The sequence below is a fragment of the Anaerolineales bacterium genome, from assembly GCA_019637805.1.
Taxonomy (GTDB): domain Bacteria; phylum Chloroflexota; class Anaerolineae; order Anaerolineales; family UBA11579; genus JAMCZK01.
Map to the genome: position 1 here is coordinate 796,099 of JAHBVB010000001.1, position 16,647 is coordinate 812,745.

General features: G+C 58.3%; 17 protein-coding genes, 1 tRNA gene and 1 riboswitch. Of the genes, 8 read left to right on the top strand and 10 right to left on the bottom strand.

The window, feature by feature from the left end; genetic code table 11:
* Positions 1–5: 5 nt before the first annotated feature.
* From KF885_03900 to KF885_03945, 10 genes are all read right to left on the bottom strand, one after another.
* Positions 6–983 (bottom strand): DUF4349 domain-containing protein, encoded by a 978-nt coding sequence (locus KF885_03900; protein MBX3048294.1) that lies wholly within the window; start codon positions 981–983, stop codon positions 6–8.
* Between the two features lie 63 nt (positions 984–1,046).
* A complete protein-coding gene (locus tag KF885_03905; protein MBX3048295.1) occupies positions 1,047–1,769 on the bottom strand; it encodes a metallophosphoesterase family protein in 723 nt (240 codons plus the stop codon).
* Positions 1,770–1,780: 11 nt separating this feature from the next.
* On the bottom strand, positions 1,781–2,185 hold the full coding sequence (gene cdd, locus KF885_03910) for a cytidine deaminase (GenBank protein ID MBX3048296.1): 405 nt from the start codon (positions 2,183–2,185) through the stop codon (positions 1,781–1,783).
* Positions 2,175–3,404 carry an HlyC/CorC family transporter gene (locus KF885_03915; protein MBX3048297.1) on the bottom strand — a complete coding sequence of 410 codons (1,230 nt, stop codon included), beginning with the start codon at positions 3,402–3,404 and terminating at the stop codon, positions 2,175–2,177. Before KF885_03915 ends, cdd begins: the two co-directional genes overlap by 11 nt.
* 40 nt (positions 3,405–3,444) lie before the next feature.
* Positions 3,445–4,800 (bottom strand): bifunctional UDP-N-acetylglucosamine diphosphorylase/glucosamine-1-phosphate N-acetyltransferase GlmU, encoded by a 1,356-nt coding sequence (gene glmU, locus KF885_03920; GenBank protein ID MBX3048298.1) that lies wholly within the window; start codon positions 4,798–4,800, stop codon positions 3,445–3,447.
* 101 nt (positions 4,801–4,901) lie between these two features.
* Positions 4,902–4,972 (bottom strand) — tRNA-Gln (locus KF885_03925).
* Between the two features lie 76 nt (positions 4,973–5,048).
* Entirely contained in the window at positions 5,049–6,053 is a 1,005-nt protein-coding gene (locus tag KF885_03930) for a response regulator (protein ID MBX3048299.1), read from the bottom strand.
* 59 nt (positions 6,054–6,112) lie between these two features.
* Positions 6,113–6,886, bottom strand: coding sequence for a heme ABC transporter ATP-binding protein (locus tag KF885_03935; protein ID MBX3048300.1), 774 nt, complete (start codon positions 6,884–6,886; stop codon positions 6,113–6,115).
* A gap of 2 nt (positions 6,887–6,888) precedes the next feature.
* On the bottom strand, positions 6,889–7,899 hold the full coding sequence (locus KF885_03940) for an iron ABC transporter permease (GenBank protein ID MBX3048301.1): 1,011 nt from the start codon (positions 7,897–7,899) through the stop codon (positions 6,889–6,891).
* A 52-nt stretch (positions 7,900–7,951) separates the two neighbouring features.
* Positions 7,952–8,926, bottom strand: coding sequence for a cobalamin-binding protein (locus tag KF885_03945; GenBank protein ID MBX3048302.1), 975 nt, complete (start codon positions 8,924–8,926; stop codon positions 7,952–7,954).
* Positions 8,927–9,027: 101 nt separating this feature from the next.
* A riboswitch (cobalamin riboswitch) is annotated at positions 9,028–9,165 on the bottom strand.
* A 62-nt stretch (positions 9,166–9,227) separates the two neighbouring features.
* On the opposite strand from KF885_03945, the gene wecB reads away from it, so the two are divergent.
* The 8 genes from wecB to KF885_03985 all read left to right on the top strand — a co-directional run bounded on the left by wecB (position 9,228) and on the right by KF885_03985 (position 16,644).
* A complete protein-coding gene (gene wecB / locus KF885_03950) occupies positions 9,228–10,325 on the top strand; it encodes a UDP-N-acetylglucosamine 2-epimerase (non-hydrolyzing) (protein ID MBX3048303.1) in 1,098 nt (365 codons plus the stop codon).
* 65 nt (positions 10,326–10,390) lie between these two features.
* Complete coding sequence (locus KF885_03955; GenBank protein ID MBX3048304.1) at positions 10,391–10,843, top strand: winged helix-turn-helix transcriptional regulator; 453 nt, start codon at positions 10,391–10,393, stop codon at positions 10,841–10,843.
* Positions 10,843–11,412 (top strand): 2-C-methyl-D-erythritol 4-phosphate cytidylyltransferase, encoded by a 570-nt coding sequence (locus KF885_03960; protein ID MBX3048305.1) that lies wholly within the window; start codon positions 10,843–10,845, stop codon positions 11,410–11,412. Before KF885_03955 ends, KF885_03960 begins: the two co-directional genes overlap by 1 nt.
* A gap of 5 nt (positions 11,413–11,417) precedes the next feature.
* On the top strand, positions 11,418–12,149 hold the full coding sequence (locus tag KF885_03965) for an N-acetylneuraminate synthase family protein (GenBank protein ID MBX3048306.1): 732 nt from the start codon (positions 11,418–11,420) through the stop codon (positions 12,147–12,149).
* 5 nt (positions 12,150–12,154) lie between these two features.
* The gene (locus KF885_03970) at positions 12,155–12,808 is read left to right on the top strand and encodes a glycosyltransferase family 2 protein (GenBank protein MBX3048307.1); all 654 of its coding nucleotides are present in this window, start codon (positions 12,155–12,157) and stop codon (positions 12,806–12,808) included.
* Between the two features lie 8 nt (positions 12,809–12,816).
* Positions 12,817–14,067, top strand: a complete 1,251-nt coding sequence (locus tag KF885_03975; GenBank protein MBX3048308.1) for a hypothetical protein — start codon at positions 12,817–12,819, stop codon at positions 14,065–14,067.
* A 12-nt stretch (positions 14,068–14,079) separates the two neighbouring features.
* Entirely contained in the window at positions 14,080–15,936 is a 1,857-nt protein-coding gene (locus tag KF885_03980) for an ABC transporter ATP-binding protein (protein MBX3048309.1), read from the top strand.
* 6 nt (positions 15,937–15,942) lie between these two features.
* Positions 15,943–16,644, top strand: coding sequence for a class I SAM-dependent methyltransferase (locus tag KF885_03985; protein MBX3048310.1), 702 nt, complete (start codon positions 15,943–15,945; stop codon positions 16,642–16,644).
* The last annotated feature ends 3 nt before the right edge of the window (positions 16,645–16,647 follow it).

Below are 16,647 nucleotides of genomic sequence, written 5' to 3' on the forward strand. Positions count from 1 at the left end.
AGGTGCTATTTCTTGGGTTTGGCGTTGGTCTTGGCTGGCGCTTTGCGCTTGCTTTCGGCAGCCGGGCGAGCCTTGCGGTTGGCCCGCCAGCGGCGCACCAGGTTGAAAATAAACCACAAGGGTACGAAGATGACCAGCAGCACCGGGATCAGGAAGATCAGCACCCAAACCAGGAACTCGGCCAGGTTTTGCAGGGCGCCGATCAGGTCTTCCACAGCCTGGCGGGCAGCGCCTTCAATGCTCCAGGGGCCAATCCGGATGGGCTGCACGGCGGCATTGGCAATGATCTCCACGGTGATGGCGGAGAGGGCGGCCGATTCTTCGTAGTATTTGATCTGCCCGCGCAGCACTTCGATCTGCTCGGTGATGTAGGTCAGTTCGCGGAAGGCGGTCAGCACATCTTCGGTGTCTTCAGCGCCTTCCATGATCTGGCGCAGCTGAGTTTCGGCGGCTTCCAAGTTGCGCAGGCGAGACTGCAGGTCAGTGTACTCAGCCGTCACGTCCTGGCCGGTTTGGCTGTCGTTGGGCACATCAATGGCACCGGCGCGGATCTCATCCAGAGCTTGCTCAAATTGCTGGCTGGGTACCCGGATGGTAATGGAGCCGCGCGGCACTTCTACGCCATTGGACAAGCTGCTCTTGTAGATATTGGAGCTGACCACAAAGCCACCCAGGCGCTCTGCCAGCGAAGTGATCTCGTCCATGCGTTCTTCCGGGGAGTCGACCACGATGGAGAGATTGGCGTTGCGGATCACCAAGCGGGTGGCGTTGGCGGCGGGCGCGGTGTTGGGCGCCCCGGCGCCTGGACCCATTTCCATGATTTCGCCCGCGCCGCGCCCTTCCATGGCTACGTCCGGGGCAGGGTAATAGGCGTCTTCTACTGCGTAAGACTGCGTGGCTGCCGGGGCGGCGGCTGCACAGGCGACCAGTACGACGCTCAAACTCAGCAAAGCTACGTGGGTAAGGTGAGATATCTTCTTCATGACCTGCTCCTCAGATGTATAACGCGTGATGTGTTACTAACGATACAGGATGCGAGAAAGTTCCTACCAGCCACTGGCCAGGCGGGTGATATGCCGCTCCGGCAGGCCGGCTGCCTGCATGCGCTTTTGGACCGCCGGGATGTCGTATTCCACGCGCTGGTAGGCCCAGGTGTGTTCCTGGTCGTCAAAAATGGCAAAGGCGGCCCGCGGGTCACGGTCGCGTGGCTGGCCTACGGAGCCGGGATTGACGATGCAGCGCGGCTCCAGTACCAGAGTGCGCTCCGTCTGGGGAATATGCAGGGTGACCTGAAACTCATTCTTGTGAAAGAGCACCGGGATGTGCGTATGTCCTACGAAACAGAAGGAACTGTCAAAATGGTCAAAGTTCTCCCCGGCGGTGTAGACGTCCAATAAATACTCTAGCGTGGGTTGGCGCGGGCTGGCATGCGCCAGGGTGACCTCTTCCAGTTCCAGGCGGGGTTGCAGGCTTTGCAGAAACTCCAGCGAGTCGGGGGTGAGCCGGTTGCGCAGCCATTCCACCGAGGCGCGCGCTTCCTGATTGAAGCCGTCCAGGGCCAAAGCGCCAATGGCCGCGGCGTCATGGTTGCCTTGCAGGCAGAGCAGGTTGGGCAACTGACGCAGACGGGCGATGACCTCGTTGGGGTCTGGGCCGTAGCCCACCACATCACCCAGGCACCAAACGGCGTCCACCGGCCCGGCCAGCTGCAAGACGCTTTCCAGCGCATTCGCATTGGCGTGAATGTCGCTGAGTACCAGGGCGCGCATGGCTTGTGAGGCTAGTTGCTCAGATTGCTGGGGCCAAAGGCGCCGGGCAGCAAACCGGCCACGGTAGTTTCTTGCTTCACTTCGCCGGCAGCGTTGGCGATCAGCACCACGGTGTCCAAGCCGAATTCGGCCATGACCTGGCGGCAGGAGCCACAGGGCGTGCCGCCATCCTTGGTAACCACGGCGACCGCTTGGAACTGGCGTTCGCCTTCGATCACGGCCTGGAAGACAGCCACGCGCTCGGCACAGATGCCATCCGGGTAAGCGGCATTTTCTATGTTAGCGCCAAGATAGGTTTTGCCGTTGGCGCTGAGCAGGGCGGCGCCAACATTGTATTTGGAGTAAGGTGCATAGGCTAGCCCTTGGGCTTTTTGGGCTGCTTCCACGAGTTGGGTGCGTTGCTCTTTAGTCAGCATGGTTCGCATTATCCTCCGATGTTTCCGGGTTGGCAACCCGGCGGGCGCGTACACGACGTACCCGCCGGCCGGCCACCTGCTCCACCTTGAGGTGCAAACCTTCGGTTTCCCACTGCTCTCCGGCTTTAGGGACATGGCCAATTTCATTGAACAGGAAGCCGCCCACCGTGTCTGCGTCCTCGCTGCTCAGTGAACTGCCCATGATCTCGTTGAAATCGTCTAAGTTGAAGCGGCCATGGAATATGTATTCTTCGTCTGAGATCTTCTGATAGGGCAATTCTTCGCCCTGGTCGTATTCGTCCTGAATTTCGCCGACGATCTCTTCCATCATGTCCTCTAGCGTGACCAGGCCGGCGACTCCGCCGTATTCATCCACCACGATGGCGATGTGGAAGCGCCCCGCTTGCATTTCCGCCAGGAGCGCATCCAGCTTCTTGGATTCGGGTACGAAGTTGACGTTGCGCAGTAGGTCGCGCAGCGAAGAGGTCTGGCCGCCACCATTCCACACCTTGAGCATGTCTTTGGCGTAGAGCAGGCCGATGATGTTGTCTATAGTTTCGCTGTAGACCGGCACGCGTGAGTAGCCTGTTTCGATCAGGGCACTGCGCGCCTCGTCTATCGTGGTATTGACGTCCAGGGCGAAGATGTCGATGCGCGGCAGCATGATCTCGCGCACCAGGGTGTCGGCGAATTCGAAGATCGAGAAGATCATGCGGCGTTCTTCTTTTTCCAGCACGCCTTCGCGCTGGCTGGCGTCTACGAACAGGCGCAATTCATCTTCGGTGATGGTGACTAGTTGCTGCGGCTCCCGACTGCGGCTGGCCAGGCGCGTGGGCAAGGCCAACAACGGCCCCATCAGCGCGGCAACAATCTGGGCCATGGGGGTCAGGCGCACCGCCCAACCTTCCGGGTCGTTTAGGATGCGGCGTTCCACAAAGAATTCCACCAGCCAGATACCCAGGCTGGTCAGCGCCAGCCAGCCGGCCAGTATGGGCAGCGGGACGACGCTCTCATCGAGTGGGATGACCATGGCCAAGACCAGGCCGGCGATCAAGAAGCGCAGCACGGTGAGCAGCAGGCGCAGACTGTCGCGCAAGCTGGCTCGCCGCCGGATAAGTTCCAGCGTTTTTTCGCTTTTGAGGCCTAATTCTTCACTTTGAGCTGCCAGGCGGGAGGAGCGTGCATTCAGTAAACCGGCGCGAGTGGCCGTAACAATCAAATCGATGAGGAGTAAAACGACAAGCAGGGTGATAAGCGTACTAATCTGGTTCCTCCAGTTTACGGATGGCGCGGGCGGGGATGCCGACCACTACGGTGCGGGCGGGCACGTCTTTGGTGACAACCGCACCCGCGCCGGTGCGGGCACCCTGGCCGATGCGCAGCGGGGCCACCAGCATGGTGTCGCTGCCAATGAATACGTCGTCTTCGATGATGGTCTTGTTTTTGTTCTCGCCGTCGTAATTGGCAGTGATGGTGCCGGCCCCGATATTGACGTTGGCCCCAATAGTGGCGTCTCCGATGTAGGAGAAATGGCCCATCTTGGACCCGGGACCCAAGGTGGAGTTCTTGACTTCACCAAAGTTGCCCATATGGACGTGGTCGCCCAGGTGGGTGTCCTTACGCAGGTGGGCAAAGGGGCCAATATCTACGTGGTTTTCCATCACCGCCATTTCCACCACGGCGGCTTCCACCCGGCAGGCGTTGCCAATGCGACTGTGGCGCACTACCGTGTTGGGGCCTATATGGCAATCTTCCCCGATGTGAGTGTCGCCCTGCAGGATGGTGTTGGGCCAAATCACCGTGTCCTGGCCGATGGTGACGCCGGGTTCGATGTAGGTGGATGCCGGGTCGACCAAGGTCACGCCGGCCAGCATCCAATGGCGATTGATGCGCTGGCGCAGGGCGGCTTCGGCCTCCGCCAGATGCTCGCGGGTGTTGACGCCGATAGCTTCTTGCGGATCTTGCAGCACCACGGCCTCGACGCGTTCGCCGGCAGCGGTGGCAATTTCGAGCAGGTCGGTGAGGTAATACTCGCCCTTATTGGCCGAGGGGTGCAGCTTGTCCAGCGCCGGCCACAGCCAATCGGCGCGGAAGCAGTAAGCGCCCACGTTGAGTTCGTCGATGGCCAGCTCTTCCGGCGTGGCTTCGGCTTCTTCAATAATGGCCAACACGCCGCCCTCCGCGCCGCGTTTGACGCGGCCGAAGCCACGCGCATTCGGTTGACGCAGGGTGAGCATGCTGAATGGGCCGGGGTTGGCCTGCTGGGTTTCCAGCAGTAGCTTGAGCGTGGCTGCGGTGAGGAGCGGCAGGTCAGCATTGCTGACCAGTACCAGGTCTGCCCCGCCTTGCAGGGCAGCGCGGGCCTGCAGCACCGCGTGGCCGGTGCCCAGTTGCTCGATTTGCTCAACAAAATCAGCGCGCTCGCCTACGGTCTGGCGCATGGCTTCTGCCCCGTGGCCGACCACCAGCAGCGGCCGGGCCGCAGTGGCATCCACGGCAGCCCGTAGGGCGTGCAGCACCATGGGCGTGCCGCCCAGCGGATGCAGCAGTTTAGGCAGCTTGGAACGCATGCGCGTGCCTTTGCCCGCGGCGAGTAAGACGACACGCGCGCTCATAAACACCGGCCTTTAGTGGTCAGATCTGAGTTAAAGAGGAAAAACGAACTAGGTAAAGGAGGTTCTTCAGGGAGTTCGGTAGACATATGTGTTTGTATCAGTCGGGGCGCCTGGACTCGAACCAGGATCCACGGATTCAAAGTCCGGTGTGCTGCCATTGCACCACGCCCCAGGGTGCCTTGCAATGCTTAAAAAGGCAGACAAAATTGTAACATGCGCAGGAGTGACTGCCAAATCAGCGCGATAGGCTAGTTACCGGGCGTAAGCCCAAGCAGTGAAGCCTGCTCGTAGGTCAGTGTGCCGGCGGCTGGCAGCAGCTGCAAGTCCTGTTCCTGCTCTTTCCAGAACTTATCGGTCTCACTGCGGTTGATGGGCTTGGTCTCGGCTAGCTCCAGAGCGGCTTCCAGCTGTGGGTCTGTGGTGACGCTGGCGGGTGTCTGGGCTGGCTGGTTGCGTTCAGCCTGCCAATGCTCCAGCTCTGGCAGGGCGCGCCGGAGGCATTGGCTGATCGCCTCTGTGTGAGCGGCCAGGCGGGCGGCATTCAGTGGTTGGGTGGCCAGCAGCAGAGCGTAGCCCGGCTGCATGCTGCTCAGCAGCAGGTGCTGGTCGGCGCTGCGGAAGGCTTGCAGAGATTCTGGCGCCAGGTGTGCGGCGGCGTGGTGGGCGGCCAGCAAATGCGGGCTGAGGGTGGCGCGCAGCTGGGCAGGCAGGTCACCAGTGTGGGCCAGCAACTGACCGTGGCGGTTGTACAGGCCCGCGCCGCCAGCTTGCAGGTTGAAAAGCAATTCGTCCAGCCATTGAGCGATCTGGCTGGGTTGGCCGGCCGGTTCTGCGGGCAGGCTCGCCTGGATTTCCGGCGGCAGGAAGCTGCGCACCAAGCCAAAGATGCGCTCAACCGCGTCGAGCAGGTCGGCCAGTTCCACTGGTTTATAGAAGAAAGCGTGTACGCCCGCTTTGGCCGCCAGGCTGCGGATCTTAGGGTCATGCGTGGCGCTGAGCAGGATGGTCTGCAACTCTGGGTTTTGCTGGCGGCCACGCTGCATTAGCTCCAGGCCGGAGAGGCCGGGTGAAGCCACATCGGCGATCAGCAGGTCAAAGCGTTCGGCCAACATGGCCTGGGCGGCCTGCTGCGCCCCGGACACGAGCTGGACGCGGATGGAGACATCCAGCCGCTCCAGGCCGCTGCGCAGCATGGCGCCAATCTCTGGCTGTTCTTCCAACAGCAGGATGGATTTCGCTTGCCGAACGCTCATTCTGGGCATTCTAGCATTGCAGTTTTATTTGGGCTGGCTGGAGGGCTGGCGGATTTGGGCTAATTGCGATCCAGGACGACCCAGGGAGAGCCGTGTTTAGGATTGGCCCGCACCTGAAGTGGTACCTGGTAAGCGCTCTGCAGCGTTTCCTGGGTGAGTACGCTGGCTGGTGCGCCCTGAGCCCGGATGCGGCCGTTGACCAGCAGCACCAGGCGGTCCGTATATACCGAAGCCAGATTAAGGTCGTGCATGGCGATCAGCACGGCCAATTGGCGTTCTGCCACCATGCGGCGCAGCAGTTCCAGCAAGCCTACCTGATGGTGCAGATCCAGGTGGGCTGTGGGCTCGTCCAGCAACAGGATGGGGCAGTCTTGCGCCAAGGCCCGCGCCAGCAGCACGCGCTGTTTTTCCCCGCCGGAGAGCTCGCCAGTCAGCCGGTCTGCCAACGCCTCAATCTCGGCGGCCTGCAGGGCTTCCTGAACCTTGGCCTCGTCGCTGAGGCTCAGCCGCCCCAGCCAGTTGAGGTGGGGTGTGCGGCCCAAGGCAACGCACTGCAGCACACTGAAGGCGGGCGGCAGGTCTGAGGCTTGCGGCACCACTGCGATTTGCCGGGCGCGCTGCGCCTCTGGCAGATCGGCTAAATCAGTTTCGTTGATCAGCACCTGGCCGCCGCTGGGGCGGATCACGGCGCTGAGGGCGCGGATCAGGCTGGTTTTGCCGGCGCCATTAGGGCCGATGAGCCCCAGAATTTCGCCGGGTTTCAGGCTGAGATTGATGTCTTGGAGCACGGACTTGTCGCCATAGGCGACGGAAAGTTGACGGCTGGTCAGCATGGCTACCAATACAGTTGCGCCTTGGTGCGCCGCAGCAACCAGAGGAAGAAAGGTACGCCCGCCAGGGCGGTCAGGATGCCGATGGGCAGCACCTCAGGTGCAAGCACCCAACGCGCCAGCAGGTCGGCCAGCAGCAGGGCGCTGGCCCCGCCAATCACGGACAGCGGCAGCAGCAGGCGGTAGTCGCCGCCCCAAACCAGGCGCATGGCGTGCGGCACGATCAGACCGACGAAGCCGATCATGCCGGAGAAGGCCACCGCCGCCGCCGCGGCCAGCGAAGCCGCCACGATCAGCAGGAGTTTGACGCGCTCCACGCGCAGGCCCAGCTGCTGGGCTTGCTCCTCACCCATTTGCAGGACGTTAAGCTGATGGCCGGACAAGAGCAAGATGATCAGGCCCACAGCAATGTAGGGCAGAGCGGCCCAGACGGGGTGCCAGCCGCTGAGAGACGCACCACCCAGCAGCCAAGCCAGGGCGCGGCGCAGCTCGTTGTTGGAATACAGCATAAAGAATGAACTGAGCGCGGTGGCAAAGGAGCTGACCGCCACACCGGCCAGCAACAGTGTCGTGACCGGCACGGCCTTGCCCACCCGGGCAATTGCCATGACCAGCAGTACGGCCAACAGAGCGCCGGCAAAGGCCGCGGCGGGTACCGCGTAAAAGCCCAGCAGGTCACTGGGCCAAGCCTGCGCCATGACAAAAACGGCGCCCAGCCCGGCGCCGGAGGCCACGCCGATCAGGTAAGGATCGGCCAGCGGGTTGCGGAAAAGGCCCTGGTAGGCCGCGCCGCTGCTGGCCAGCGCCGCGCCGGTCAGGGCGATCAGAAAGGTGTGCGGCAGGCGGATGCTGTACAGGATGGTGGCGGTGGTGCTGGATATTGGGTTGCCCAGCAGGGTTTGCAGCACTTCCTGCGGAGGAATGAATACCGAACCGACGGCAACGCTAAAGATTAACGCTAAAGCCAACACCAGGCTGTTGGCGAGAATGGGGTGTTTGCGTAACCACGTCTTCATCAGAAAGAGGCGCTGCCTGCCTTAGGCAGGCAGCGCCATGTTTGTGTTGTGTTTAGTTGAACCGATCGGGGTGGAGCAGGCGGGCGAGTTGCTCCAACGCTTCCACCAGGCGGGGGCCAGGGCGGCTGATCAAATTATCGTCAAAAGGATGCACCTCGCCGTTTTGAACGGCCGCCAGGGTGCCCCAGCCGGCGCGGGCGGCTACTGATTCAGCTGTGACGCCAAAGTTGGAGTCGCCCAGAACGATCAGGTCTGGGTTGCGTACCAGCAATTCTTCGATGCTCACCTGGGGATACATTCCCAGGTCCGCCACGATATTCTCGCCGCCGGCGCGGGTGATGATCATGTCAATGAAGGTGCCCTCGCCCGCGCTCCAGGGAGCCGCAGGGTCTGAGGCGTCCAATTCATAGAACACGGCAGGCGTTTCCGTCCTGCCAGCCAGAGCGTCGTCCACATCGGCAATGCGGTCCTGCAGGTCAGCCACCAGGTCGTTGGCCTCCTGGTCGCGGCCGGTCAGCTGGCCCACGGTGTAGATGTTTTGGTACAGGCCTTCAAAATCGCTGGGGTCGCCCAGCCAATAGACTGTAATGCCCAGCGTCTCCAGGGCGGTGACCTGTTCGGGCGGGGTGGTGCCGGCGGCCAACACCAAGTCGGGTTCCAGACTGGTGATGAACTCCGTGTTCAAAGAGCCATAGGTGTCGCCGATATCGGCGACATTGGCGGCTTCGGCCGGGTAATCGGAATACATGTCACGGCCAACCAACTGGCTGCCCGCGCCGAGGGCGAAGAGCAGTTCCGTGTTGGAGGGCGCCAGCGAGACGATCTGCTGCGCGGGAGTCTCCAGCGTGATCTCGCGACCCATACCGTCGGTGACGGTTAAGGGGAAAGCGTTTTCAGCAACTTCTGGAGCGACAGGCGCCTCGGCTACATCCACTTCAGGCGCAGGCAGCTCAGCCACGGGCGCGCCACAGGCGGCCAGCAGCAGACTGAACAGCAACAGGGTGCTAAGCAAATTCTTAAGTTTCATTCTCAGTTCTCCTTGCGAGTTAAACAAAAAACCCTGCACGTCGGCAGGGGACACTGGCGGGAAGAGGCTTCCGGCTGGTGCACCTCCCTTCCACGAGGACGAGTGCGAAACAAGCTATGGGCCGGCGACCTGGCTTAATGCTCCAAGAGAGCAAATTACAGTTGCGGGACAGCGCCGGATTCACACCGGCTTCGCAGTTATGCCGCGAGATTGCGGCCACCCATAGCAATGTTAAGGTGGCGTGATTGTATAGGGTGGTAAGGCTAGCGTCAAGAGCCGGGCTTTGGAGTAGACTTGCGCCATGCCCAATATGCTGACATTGGTGGTGGGGGCCCGACCTAATTTTATGAAAGCGGCTCCGTTGATGGAGTCGATCGCCGCGCGCCAACGCTTTACGGCGCGGCTGGTGCACACCGGCCAGCACTTTGATGCCAACATGTCACAGATCTTTTTTGAGCAGCTGGGCCTGCCGCAGCCGGACGTATATCTCAATATTCAAGGCGGCAGTCCGGCGGAGCAGATCGGCCGCATGGTTTTGGAGCTTGAGAAAGAGTTCCAAAACCACCAGCCTGAGATGGTTGTCGTGTTTGGGGATGTCAATTCCACCCTTGCGGCGGCGGTGGTGGCCAACAAGCTCAACTTGCCGCTGGCGCACGTAGAGGCCGGCCTGCGCAGTTTTGACCGCAGCATGCCGGAGGAGCACAACCGCATCGTCACCGACATGCTGGCTGATGTACTTTTTACGCCTTCCCCGGACGGCGATGAGAACCTGCTGCGCGAGGGCGTGGCTGCCGAGCGTATCTTCCGCGTCGGCAACATCATGGTGGACAGCCTGAAACGCTTCCAGCCTGTCGCAGAGGCGCTGGCCGCCTGGGAGACCTTTGGTTTGCCGCGCGGCCGATATGGCTTGATCACTCTGCACCGCCCGGCCAATGTGGACGATGTGGAGATCTTGCGCGGCTTGGTCGATGTGCTGGTGCAGATCCAAAAGGATGCCCCCCTAATCTTTCCGGTGCACCCGCGCACCCGTGAGAAGCTGCGCACGCAGCAGCTGTTGGCTCCCCTGGAGCAGGCTGGGGTGCTGGTGGCCGAGCCGATAGGTTATTTGGAGTTCCTCAGCCTGATGACGCAGGCGCGCTTTGTGCTGACCGATTCGGGCGGAATCCAGGAAGAAACCACCATGTTGGGCGTCCCCTGCCTGACGGCCCGCGAGAACACCGAACGGCCGATCACCATCAGCCAGGGCACCAACCGGCTGGTGGGCAACCGGCCTGAAGGCATCTTGGAAGGTTACAGGCACTTGCAGGCCGCGCCAACGCAACCGATACACCCGGAGCTTTGGGACGGCCAAACTGCCTTACGCATCGAAGAGATCTTGGCGGCCAAACTGCTGAAATAAACCTAGCGCGACTACTCTTGACGTTCCTTAGTTCGCGTGTCAGAATTCAAATTCTGAAAGCTCAAATGAAACAGCACGAATACCGCCTCCTGGAGGCGATCTCTGAGGACGATACCGTCACCCAGGCTGGTCTGGCGACCCACTTGGGCATCGCCGTCGGCAGTGTCAACTGGTACATTAAGCGACTAATCAGCCGCGGCTACCTCAAGGCGACCCGCATGGACCGCACTCGCCTGCGCTACAACTTGACGGCCGAAGGCATGAATGCCTTTAAGCGCAACGCCACTCAATACGTACGCGATTCGCTCAAGGTGTACTACGGACTGCGCCTGCAGGCCAAGCAGTTGATTACAGAGATGAAAGGCCGCGGCATCGCCCAGGTTGCTTTGACGGGCGATGAACCCGAGCTGGATATCTTCCGTCTGTCTTGCCTCGAAGTGGGTATTGACCCGCAAAGCGATACCGATTGGGTCGTGCGCTACGCAGACGGCGAATATTCTCTGGAGCGCAAAGCGTGATGAAAAAGCCCGTAGTGTATGCGGTCATTCCGGCGCGCGGTGGCTCCAAACGGCTGCCGCGCAAGAATGTGCAAATGCTGTGGGGCAAGCCGCTGATCTATTGGGCCGTGCGCGCCTGCCAGCAGTCCAGCTATATCAGCGAGTGCTACGTCTCCACCGAAGACGACGAGATCGCCAGCCTGGCGGAGCAATTCGGCGCCAAGCTGATTCGCCGGCCTGCACAGCTGGCAGGTGACGCGGCCTTTAAGCAAGACGTCATCGTGCACGCTGCCGAGAGCTTTGCCCACAAACCCGATCTGGTCGTGTCAGTGCAGGCCAATTCGCCTGAAGTGCGTGCAGCTGACCTGGACGCGGCGATTGCCAAACTGATCGAGAATGATCGCAGCGAGATCTTTTCTGTGGATGAGAGCCTGCTGCAAAATGCCGCGTTTCGTGTGATGAAATACGATTATGTCTTCCAGAAATCGTTGAGCACCTACTGTGGCGTGTTTGTCACACGCTATGTGGATGTGCACACCATGGAGGACATCCAATTTCTGGAACAAAACTCCCAACCCAGTGATAGGTAACAGCTATGCATAAACACCCTGCCCTAGGACAAACCTACTTGATCGCCGAAATTCACCCGCAGTTCAGCGGCGACATGACGCGCGCCAAGACCATCATTCAGCAGTGCAAGCTGGGTGGGGCCGACGCGGTCAAGGTCCAGCTGTATGATTCCAAAGTCCTGTTTGGCGATGAGTTGCGCAGCTATGTGCAGATCGAGAAAGACGAACTACAGGAGCTCAAGCAGTACTGCGACAACCTGGGCATTGATTTGTCCGCGTCTATATTTACGGCCAACCGTGTGCTGTGGTGTGAGGATCTGGGCTTCAAATATTACAAGATTGCCAGCCGTACGGTGGAAGAAGACCCTGCGTTGTGCGCGCAAATCTTCGAAACCGGCAAACCGGTGCTGATCTCGCTGGGCATGTGGGACTGGCAAACTAAGGGCGTGCCTTTTGACAACGAGCAGGCTGTGTATTTCTACTGTGTGTCCAAGTACCCCACCCCCGCCAGCGAAGTAGTCATGCCCGATTTCCCCAACAGCATTTTTCAAGGATACAGCGACCACACGGTGGGCGTAGGCGCCTGTGCCTTTGCCTTGGCTCGTGGAGCAACCTACATTGAGAAGCATTTCAGCCTGAACAAAACCTTCCATGTCCCGACCGAGATGGGCCATGCGGGTTCCATGGACCTGGATGACCTGCGCCAACTGCGCTACTACGCAGACACCTTTAGCTTGCTGCAGAGCAACCTGGGTTAATTACTATGAAAGCCACCATCATTGTCACTTCATACAATTACGGTGCGTACATCGATCGCTGCCTGCGCAGCTGTCTGACTCAGAATTTTCCCAACAATGATTATGAGGTCATTGTGGTCGATGACGCCAGCACAGACAACACGGTAAAGATCTTGGCGAAATTCAAGAAGCATAAGAACTTCCGCTATTTTGTGAACGAAGAGAACAAAGGCGTTGCAGAATCCGCCAACGTAGGCATCCGTGAGGCCATGGGCCAATACTTCGTGCGCGTGGATGCGGACGACTACATCAATGAAGACCTACTCCTGTTTCAGACCCGCTACCTGGCGGAAAACCACGAAGCCTTTTGCGTCTCCTGCGACTATGTCATGGTGGATGAATTCGGCAACAAGCTCGAACGCAAGTATGCGGAAACCGACCCGGTGTCCTGCGGCATCATGTATCGCACAGACCTAATTCGCAACTTGGGGATGTACAACAGCGAATTCCGCCATCGGGAAGAGGAGGAACTGCGCGCCCGCTTGGCGGAGTATTACCAGATCCATCATTTGCGCATTCCGCTGTACCGCTACCGCATGCACGAGAGCAACAAGACCAAGAATAAAGCCGCCATGGATCAGTTCAAGACCTATGTCGACCTAATCAAGAAAAAGAAGTGATCCTCAAAATGAAAGCAGCTTTTCTGGTGCATCGCAAAGATTTCTACAAGTACATGGGGCCATTGATTCAGGCTGCCTTGGCCCGTGGGTGGCAGTGCGAAGCTTGGTTGTATGCCGGCAGAGAGAGCAAGGAATATCTTGCTTTGAAGGATCAACCGCTTCCAACTCGTTTTGCCGGGAGCGTGAAGCTGGAATGGTTTCAGCAGGAAAGTGATGTTCCGAGTCTAGCGCAGCGCTCTGCCCCGGACGTAGTATTTTCCCTGCACCCGCGCAGTCGTTATGGGGATGCTGCCTGGAACACTTGCTTTGTCACGTTGCATCACGGGGTGGACACTTTTCTTCGTGTTTCCCCCGAAGACTTGCTAAGCTCCGATTTGATTTGCTTGCAAACTCCTTATTGGCTGCAGTGGGGGAGTGAGTACTTTGCGGCACAGGGTCTAGGGTCGGGGGCAGGAATTCGCCAAAAGCTGGAGGCCAAGGTTGTCTATACGGGTACGCCGCGTCTGGACATTGCTACCCAACTGGATGCAGAGCTCATCCGGCAGAAGCATGGCATTGCGGATGGCAAGCCGGTGGTGCTGTACTTTCCCATCAATGTGGCTTATTGGCCTGGGCATTGGCCCGCCTTCTTTGCCAGCAAAGGCACAGAGCGCTTGAAGGCTTTTGGGCGTGGTCTGCGCGATGAAGGCTTGGCGTTTCTGAAGTATCTCCCTTGGTTGCTTTTTGGCTGGAATGACGAGGCTCTAACCCGCGCCGTGCGGCGTTTTTGCGACAAAAACGATGCTTTTTTGGTAGCTAAGGGCCGTCGCAAGGATTTGCTGCGCCCTGCAAGCCAGGACATGGCGGATTTGGCGATTTATGATGAAGAGTTTTATCCAGCAACCATCTATGAGCTGATGAGTATTGCGGATGTATGCATTCATTCCTATAGCAGCGCCGCCTTTGAGATGACGCTGTTTGATGCGTTTGGCATTTGTGTGGATCGCCCCAACTTGGATGAATTGAGCCATAAACTGTGGCGAACAGCCCACCAAGGCGGTGTGTTTAATTTTGAAGGCGTAAATCACTGGACCTGCATCCCGCAAATGATTCTTGGTTTTGGGGCCAAAAGCTTGATCGATTTACGTGTGGATGCTAAGGCATTAAAAAACTATATTCGCACCTACGTGGATCCGGGAGATGGCAGCTCGAGCGAACGCATTTTGGACCGTGCAGCCGCCCGGACTGCGCAAAAGAGAGCCAACCCACTGGTTGGCTAAAGGCAAGCACGAATGGCATCTCAAACTTCGACTTCACCAGTCGGTGAAAAGGCCAGCACATTTTTTTGGACTTATTTGCGTCCCAACTTTCACTTGGTGTTGCTGCTTATTTTCTGTTACTTTCTGGTTTCCCTGCTGACCGCGGCCCAACCATTGGTCATGGCGCCCATGCTGGATATTGTCTTGGGCAACTTGTCCATGGAAAATACTCCTGCACAACCAGAAGCCTTAGGCAGCTTGGACCTGAACAACATCGGCGCCTATTTGCTTTCCATCCTCGCCGGATTCGAACTGAGCCAATGGCAAACTGTTTGGGCCATGGCTATTGCCTATCTGGTGATTTCGATCCTCTTGTATCTGCTGAATTTTGGTGTCTATCTGCTTGCCTTATGGATTCGTATCAATTCAGAACGCGAGATACAAAAGGACCTGTTTGCTCATGTCATCTCGCTTTCGTTGGATTTCTTCCATCGAAAGCGCACTGGAGAGCTCATCTCTCGCCTGGATCAAGATACGCGGGCTACCGTATCAGGTCTAGCCAACATTGCCCGCAGCGTAGTTGTTTCCAGCTTCCTGGCCCTGTTTTACAGCGCCTTGCTCGTCCGCACCAATGTGCGCTTGACCCTCTTTATTATCTTGGCTGGGGCTTTGCATTACGGCCTTACTCAATTAATCCGCAATCCAATCAAGCAGCGCGTGCGTGACCAGTTCAATATTATGGCTGATAATACAGCCTATATTCAGGAAGTCATTTCCAGTATTCGGGTGGTTAAGTCGTTTGTCGCTGAAGCGTATGAACGCATGCGTCTAAGCAATATCATAGAACGGCTGCGCCTAATCAACCTGCGCTATGGGGTTTTTAAACATGTAGATGAGCCCGTTGGACAGATCATCAATGCCATCAGTAACGTAGCGATTTTGTTGTTGGCCACTCAGGAACTCTTTCAGGGAACTCTTACGCCGACAGGCTTCTTTCTTTATCTTTATGTGGGGCGAGCTGTTCTGGATCCGATTACTGACCTGGCGCGCACCTATACAGCCCTGCAGACTACGTTTGCTACCAGTGAGCGCGTGCGCGATTTATTCAGTGAACAGCCCAGCATCCGGGGCGGCGAGATAGCAGTCCAGCAGTTGAAACAGGACATTCGTTTTAGCGATGTGGCTTTTTCCTATGCCGATAGCCCGGTGCTTACGAATGTGGATATTCAAATCCGCAAGGGCCAGATAACCGCCCTGGTAGGCCCCAGCGGGGCAGGCAAATCCACGTTGTTCGATCTGCTGCTGCGTTTCTATGACCCACAAGAAGGCCGTATTTTGGTCGACGGCAAGGATCTCAGGGAGCTGGATCTGAGCGAATATCGCCGGCTGTTCGGCGTGGTTTCGCAGGAGAGTTTGCTCTTTAATGCCAGCGTGTTTGACAATATTGCTTATCCGGGGTTGGATGTTTCTCTAGCAAATGTAAGGGAAGCAGCCCAAATCGCCAACGCTGACGAATTTATTGAACGCATGCCGCAAGGTTATAACAGCCTGATCGGCGACCGTGGTGTGCTGGTTTCTGGTGGCCAACGCCAGCGCTTGGCGATCGCCCGAGCGGTGGTACGTAAGCCGCAGATCCTATTGCTGGATGAAGCAACCAGTTCATTGGACAGCGAATCAGAGAAATTGGTGCAAGATGCTATCGATCGGGTGATCCGCGGCACCACAGCGGTGATCATTGCTCACCGGCTGTCCACGGTGATCCACGCCGACCAAATCGTAGTGCTGGACCAAGGGCGCGTAGTGGACCAAGGCAAGCATACTGAGTTGCTGGCGCGCTGTGACTTATACCGTTCCCTGTGCGAATTGCAATTTGATCTGAAGACCGACTGAGGAATCATGAAGCAATACCGATACAAGAACCGAGAAGAGTATATTGATGCCCAGGTTGTTCGCAGCAGAAACAAGTTCGGCTATTGCAAAGTGTATTTCACCGACTTGGTGCGCTACAAGCGACTTTTGAGCCTTCATCAGACGCGTCAGCAGCAACCGTCCATCTCAGGCGCTATCTTGTGCTTGGGTGTTCGCTCAGGCGCGGAAGTGGACATGTTCCGAGCGACGTTCTATGGACCGTTAATGAGGCTTCACACAATGCAAGAGATTGCCCGCCGCGCTGACCGGTCGAAGCATGGCGAAGAAAAGATCCGCCTGGCCAAACGTTTGGGGATAGGCTCGGGAAATCCCCATGATGGCCGTGTATGGGGCGTGGAGATCAACCCTGACGCCGCTCGTGAAGATATTCATGTAGGCAGTTTTGATGACCTTCCAAAAGAATGGACTGGCAAATTTCAACTGCTGTATTCCAATTCCTTCGACCATTCTGTCGACCCCCAGCGCACGATAAGTGAATGGAAACGCGTGGCAGCCCCAGGCGCCTACATCATGATTGGTTTTGCGCCGGGAACAGATGCGAGTCACACAGATCCGTTGGGAGGAATGACGATCACACAGATGATTGAGCTTTGGCAGCTGCCCGTGGTGTTTGCTTCGGAAACCCTGAATCGCGGCGGATACCACGAGATTTGCTTTCAAATGAGTTAGCCC

Coding starts and splice junctions, on each gene's coding strand:
- KF885_03900 (MBX3048294.1), bottom strand. CDS start 983: ATGAAGAAGATATCTCACCTTACCCACGTAGCTTTGCTGAGTTTGAGC.
- KF885_03905 (MBX3048295.1), bottom strand. CDS start 1,769: ATGCGCGCCCTGGTACTCAGCGACATTCACGCCAATGCGAATGCGCTG.
- cdd (MBX3048296.1), bottom strand. CDS start 2,185: ATGCTGACTAAAGAGCAACGCACCCAACTCGTGGAAGCAGCCCAAAAA.
- glmU (MBX3048298.1), bottom strand. CDS start 4,800: ATGAGCGCGCGTGTCGTCTTACTCGCCGCGGGCAAAGGCACGCGCATG.
- KF885_03930 (MBX3048299.1), bottom strand. CDS start 6,053: ATGAGCGTTCGGCAAGCGAAATCCATCCTGCTGTTGGAAGAACAGCCA.
- KF885_03935 (MBX3048300.1), bottom strand. CDS start 6,886: ATGCTGACCAGCCGTCAACTTTCCGTCGCCTATGGCGACAAGTCCGTG.
- KF885_03940 (MBX3048301.1), bottom strand. CDS start 7,899: ATGAAGACGTGGTTACGCAAACACCCCATTCTCGCCAACAGCCTGGTG.
- KF885_03945 (MBX3048302.1), bottom strand. CDS start 8,926: ATGAAACTTAAGAATTTGCTTAGCACCCTGTTGCTGTTCAGTCTGCTG.
- wecB (MBX3048303.1), top strand. CDS start 9,228: ATGCCCAATATGCTGACATTGGTGGTGGGGGCCCGACCTAATTTTATG.
- KF885_03955 (MBX3048304.1), top strand. CDS start 10,391: ATGAAACAGCACGAATACCGCCTCCTGGAGGCGATCTCTGAGGACGAT.
- KF885_03960 (MBX3048305.1), top strand. CDS start 10,843: ATGAAAAAGCCCGTAGTGTATGCGGTCATTCCGGCGCGCGGTGGCTCC.
- KF885_03965 (MBX3048306.1), top strand. CDS start 11,418: ATGCATAAACACCCTGCCCTAGGACAAACCTACTTGATCGCCGAAATT.
- KF885_03970 (MBX3048307.1), top strand. CDS start 12,155: ATGAAAGCCACCATCATTGTCACTTCATACAATTACGGTGCGTACATC.
- KF885_03975 (MBX3048308.1), top strand. CDS start 12,817: ATGAAAGCAGCTTTTCTGGTGCATCGCAAAGATTTCTACAAGTACATG.
- KF885_03980 (MBX3048309.1), top strand. CDS start 14,080: ATGGCATCTCAAACTTCGACTTCACCAGTCGGTGAAAAGGCCAGCACA.
- KF885_03985 (MBX3048310.1), top strand. CDS start 15,943: ATGAAGCAATACCGATACAAGAACCGAGAAGAGTATATTGATGCCCAG.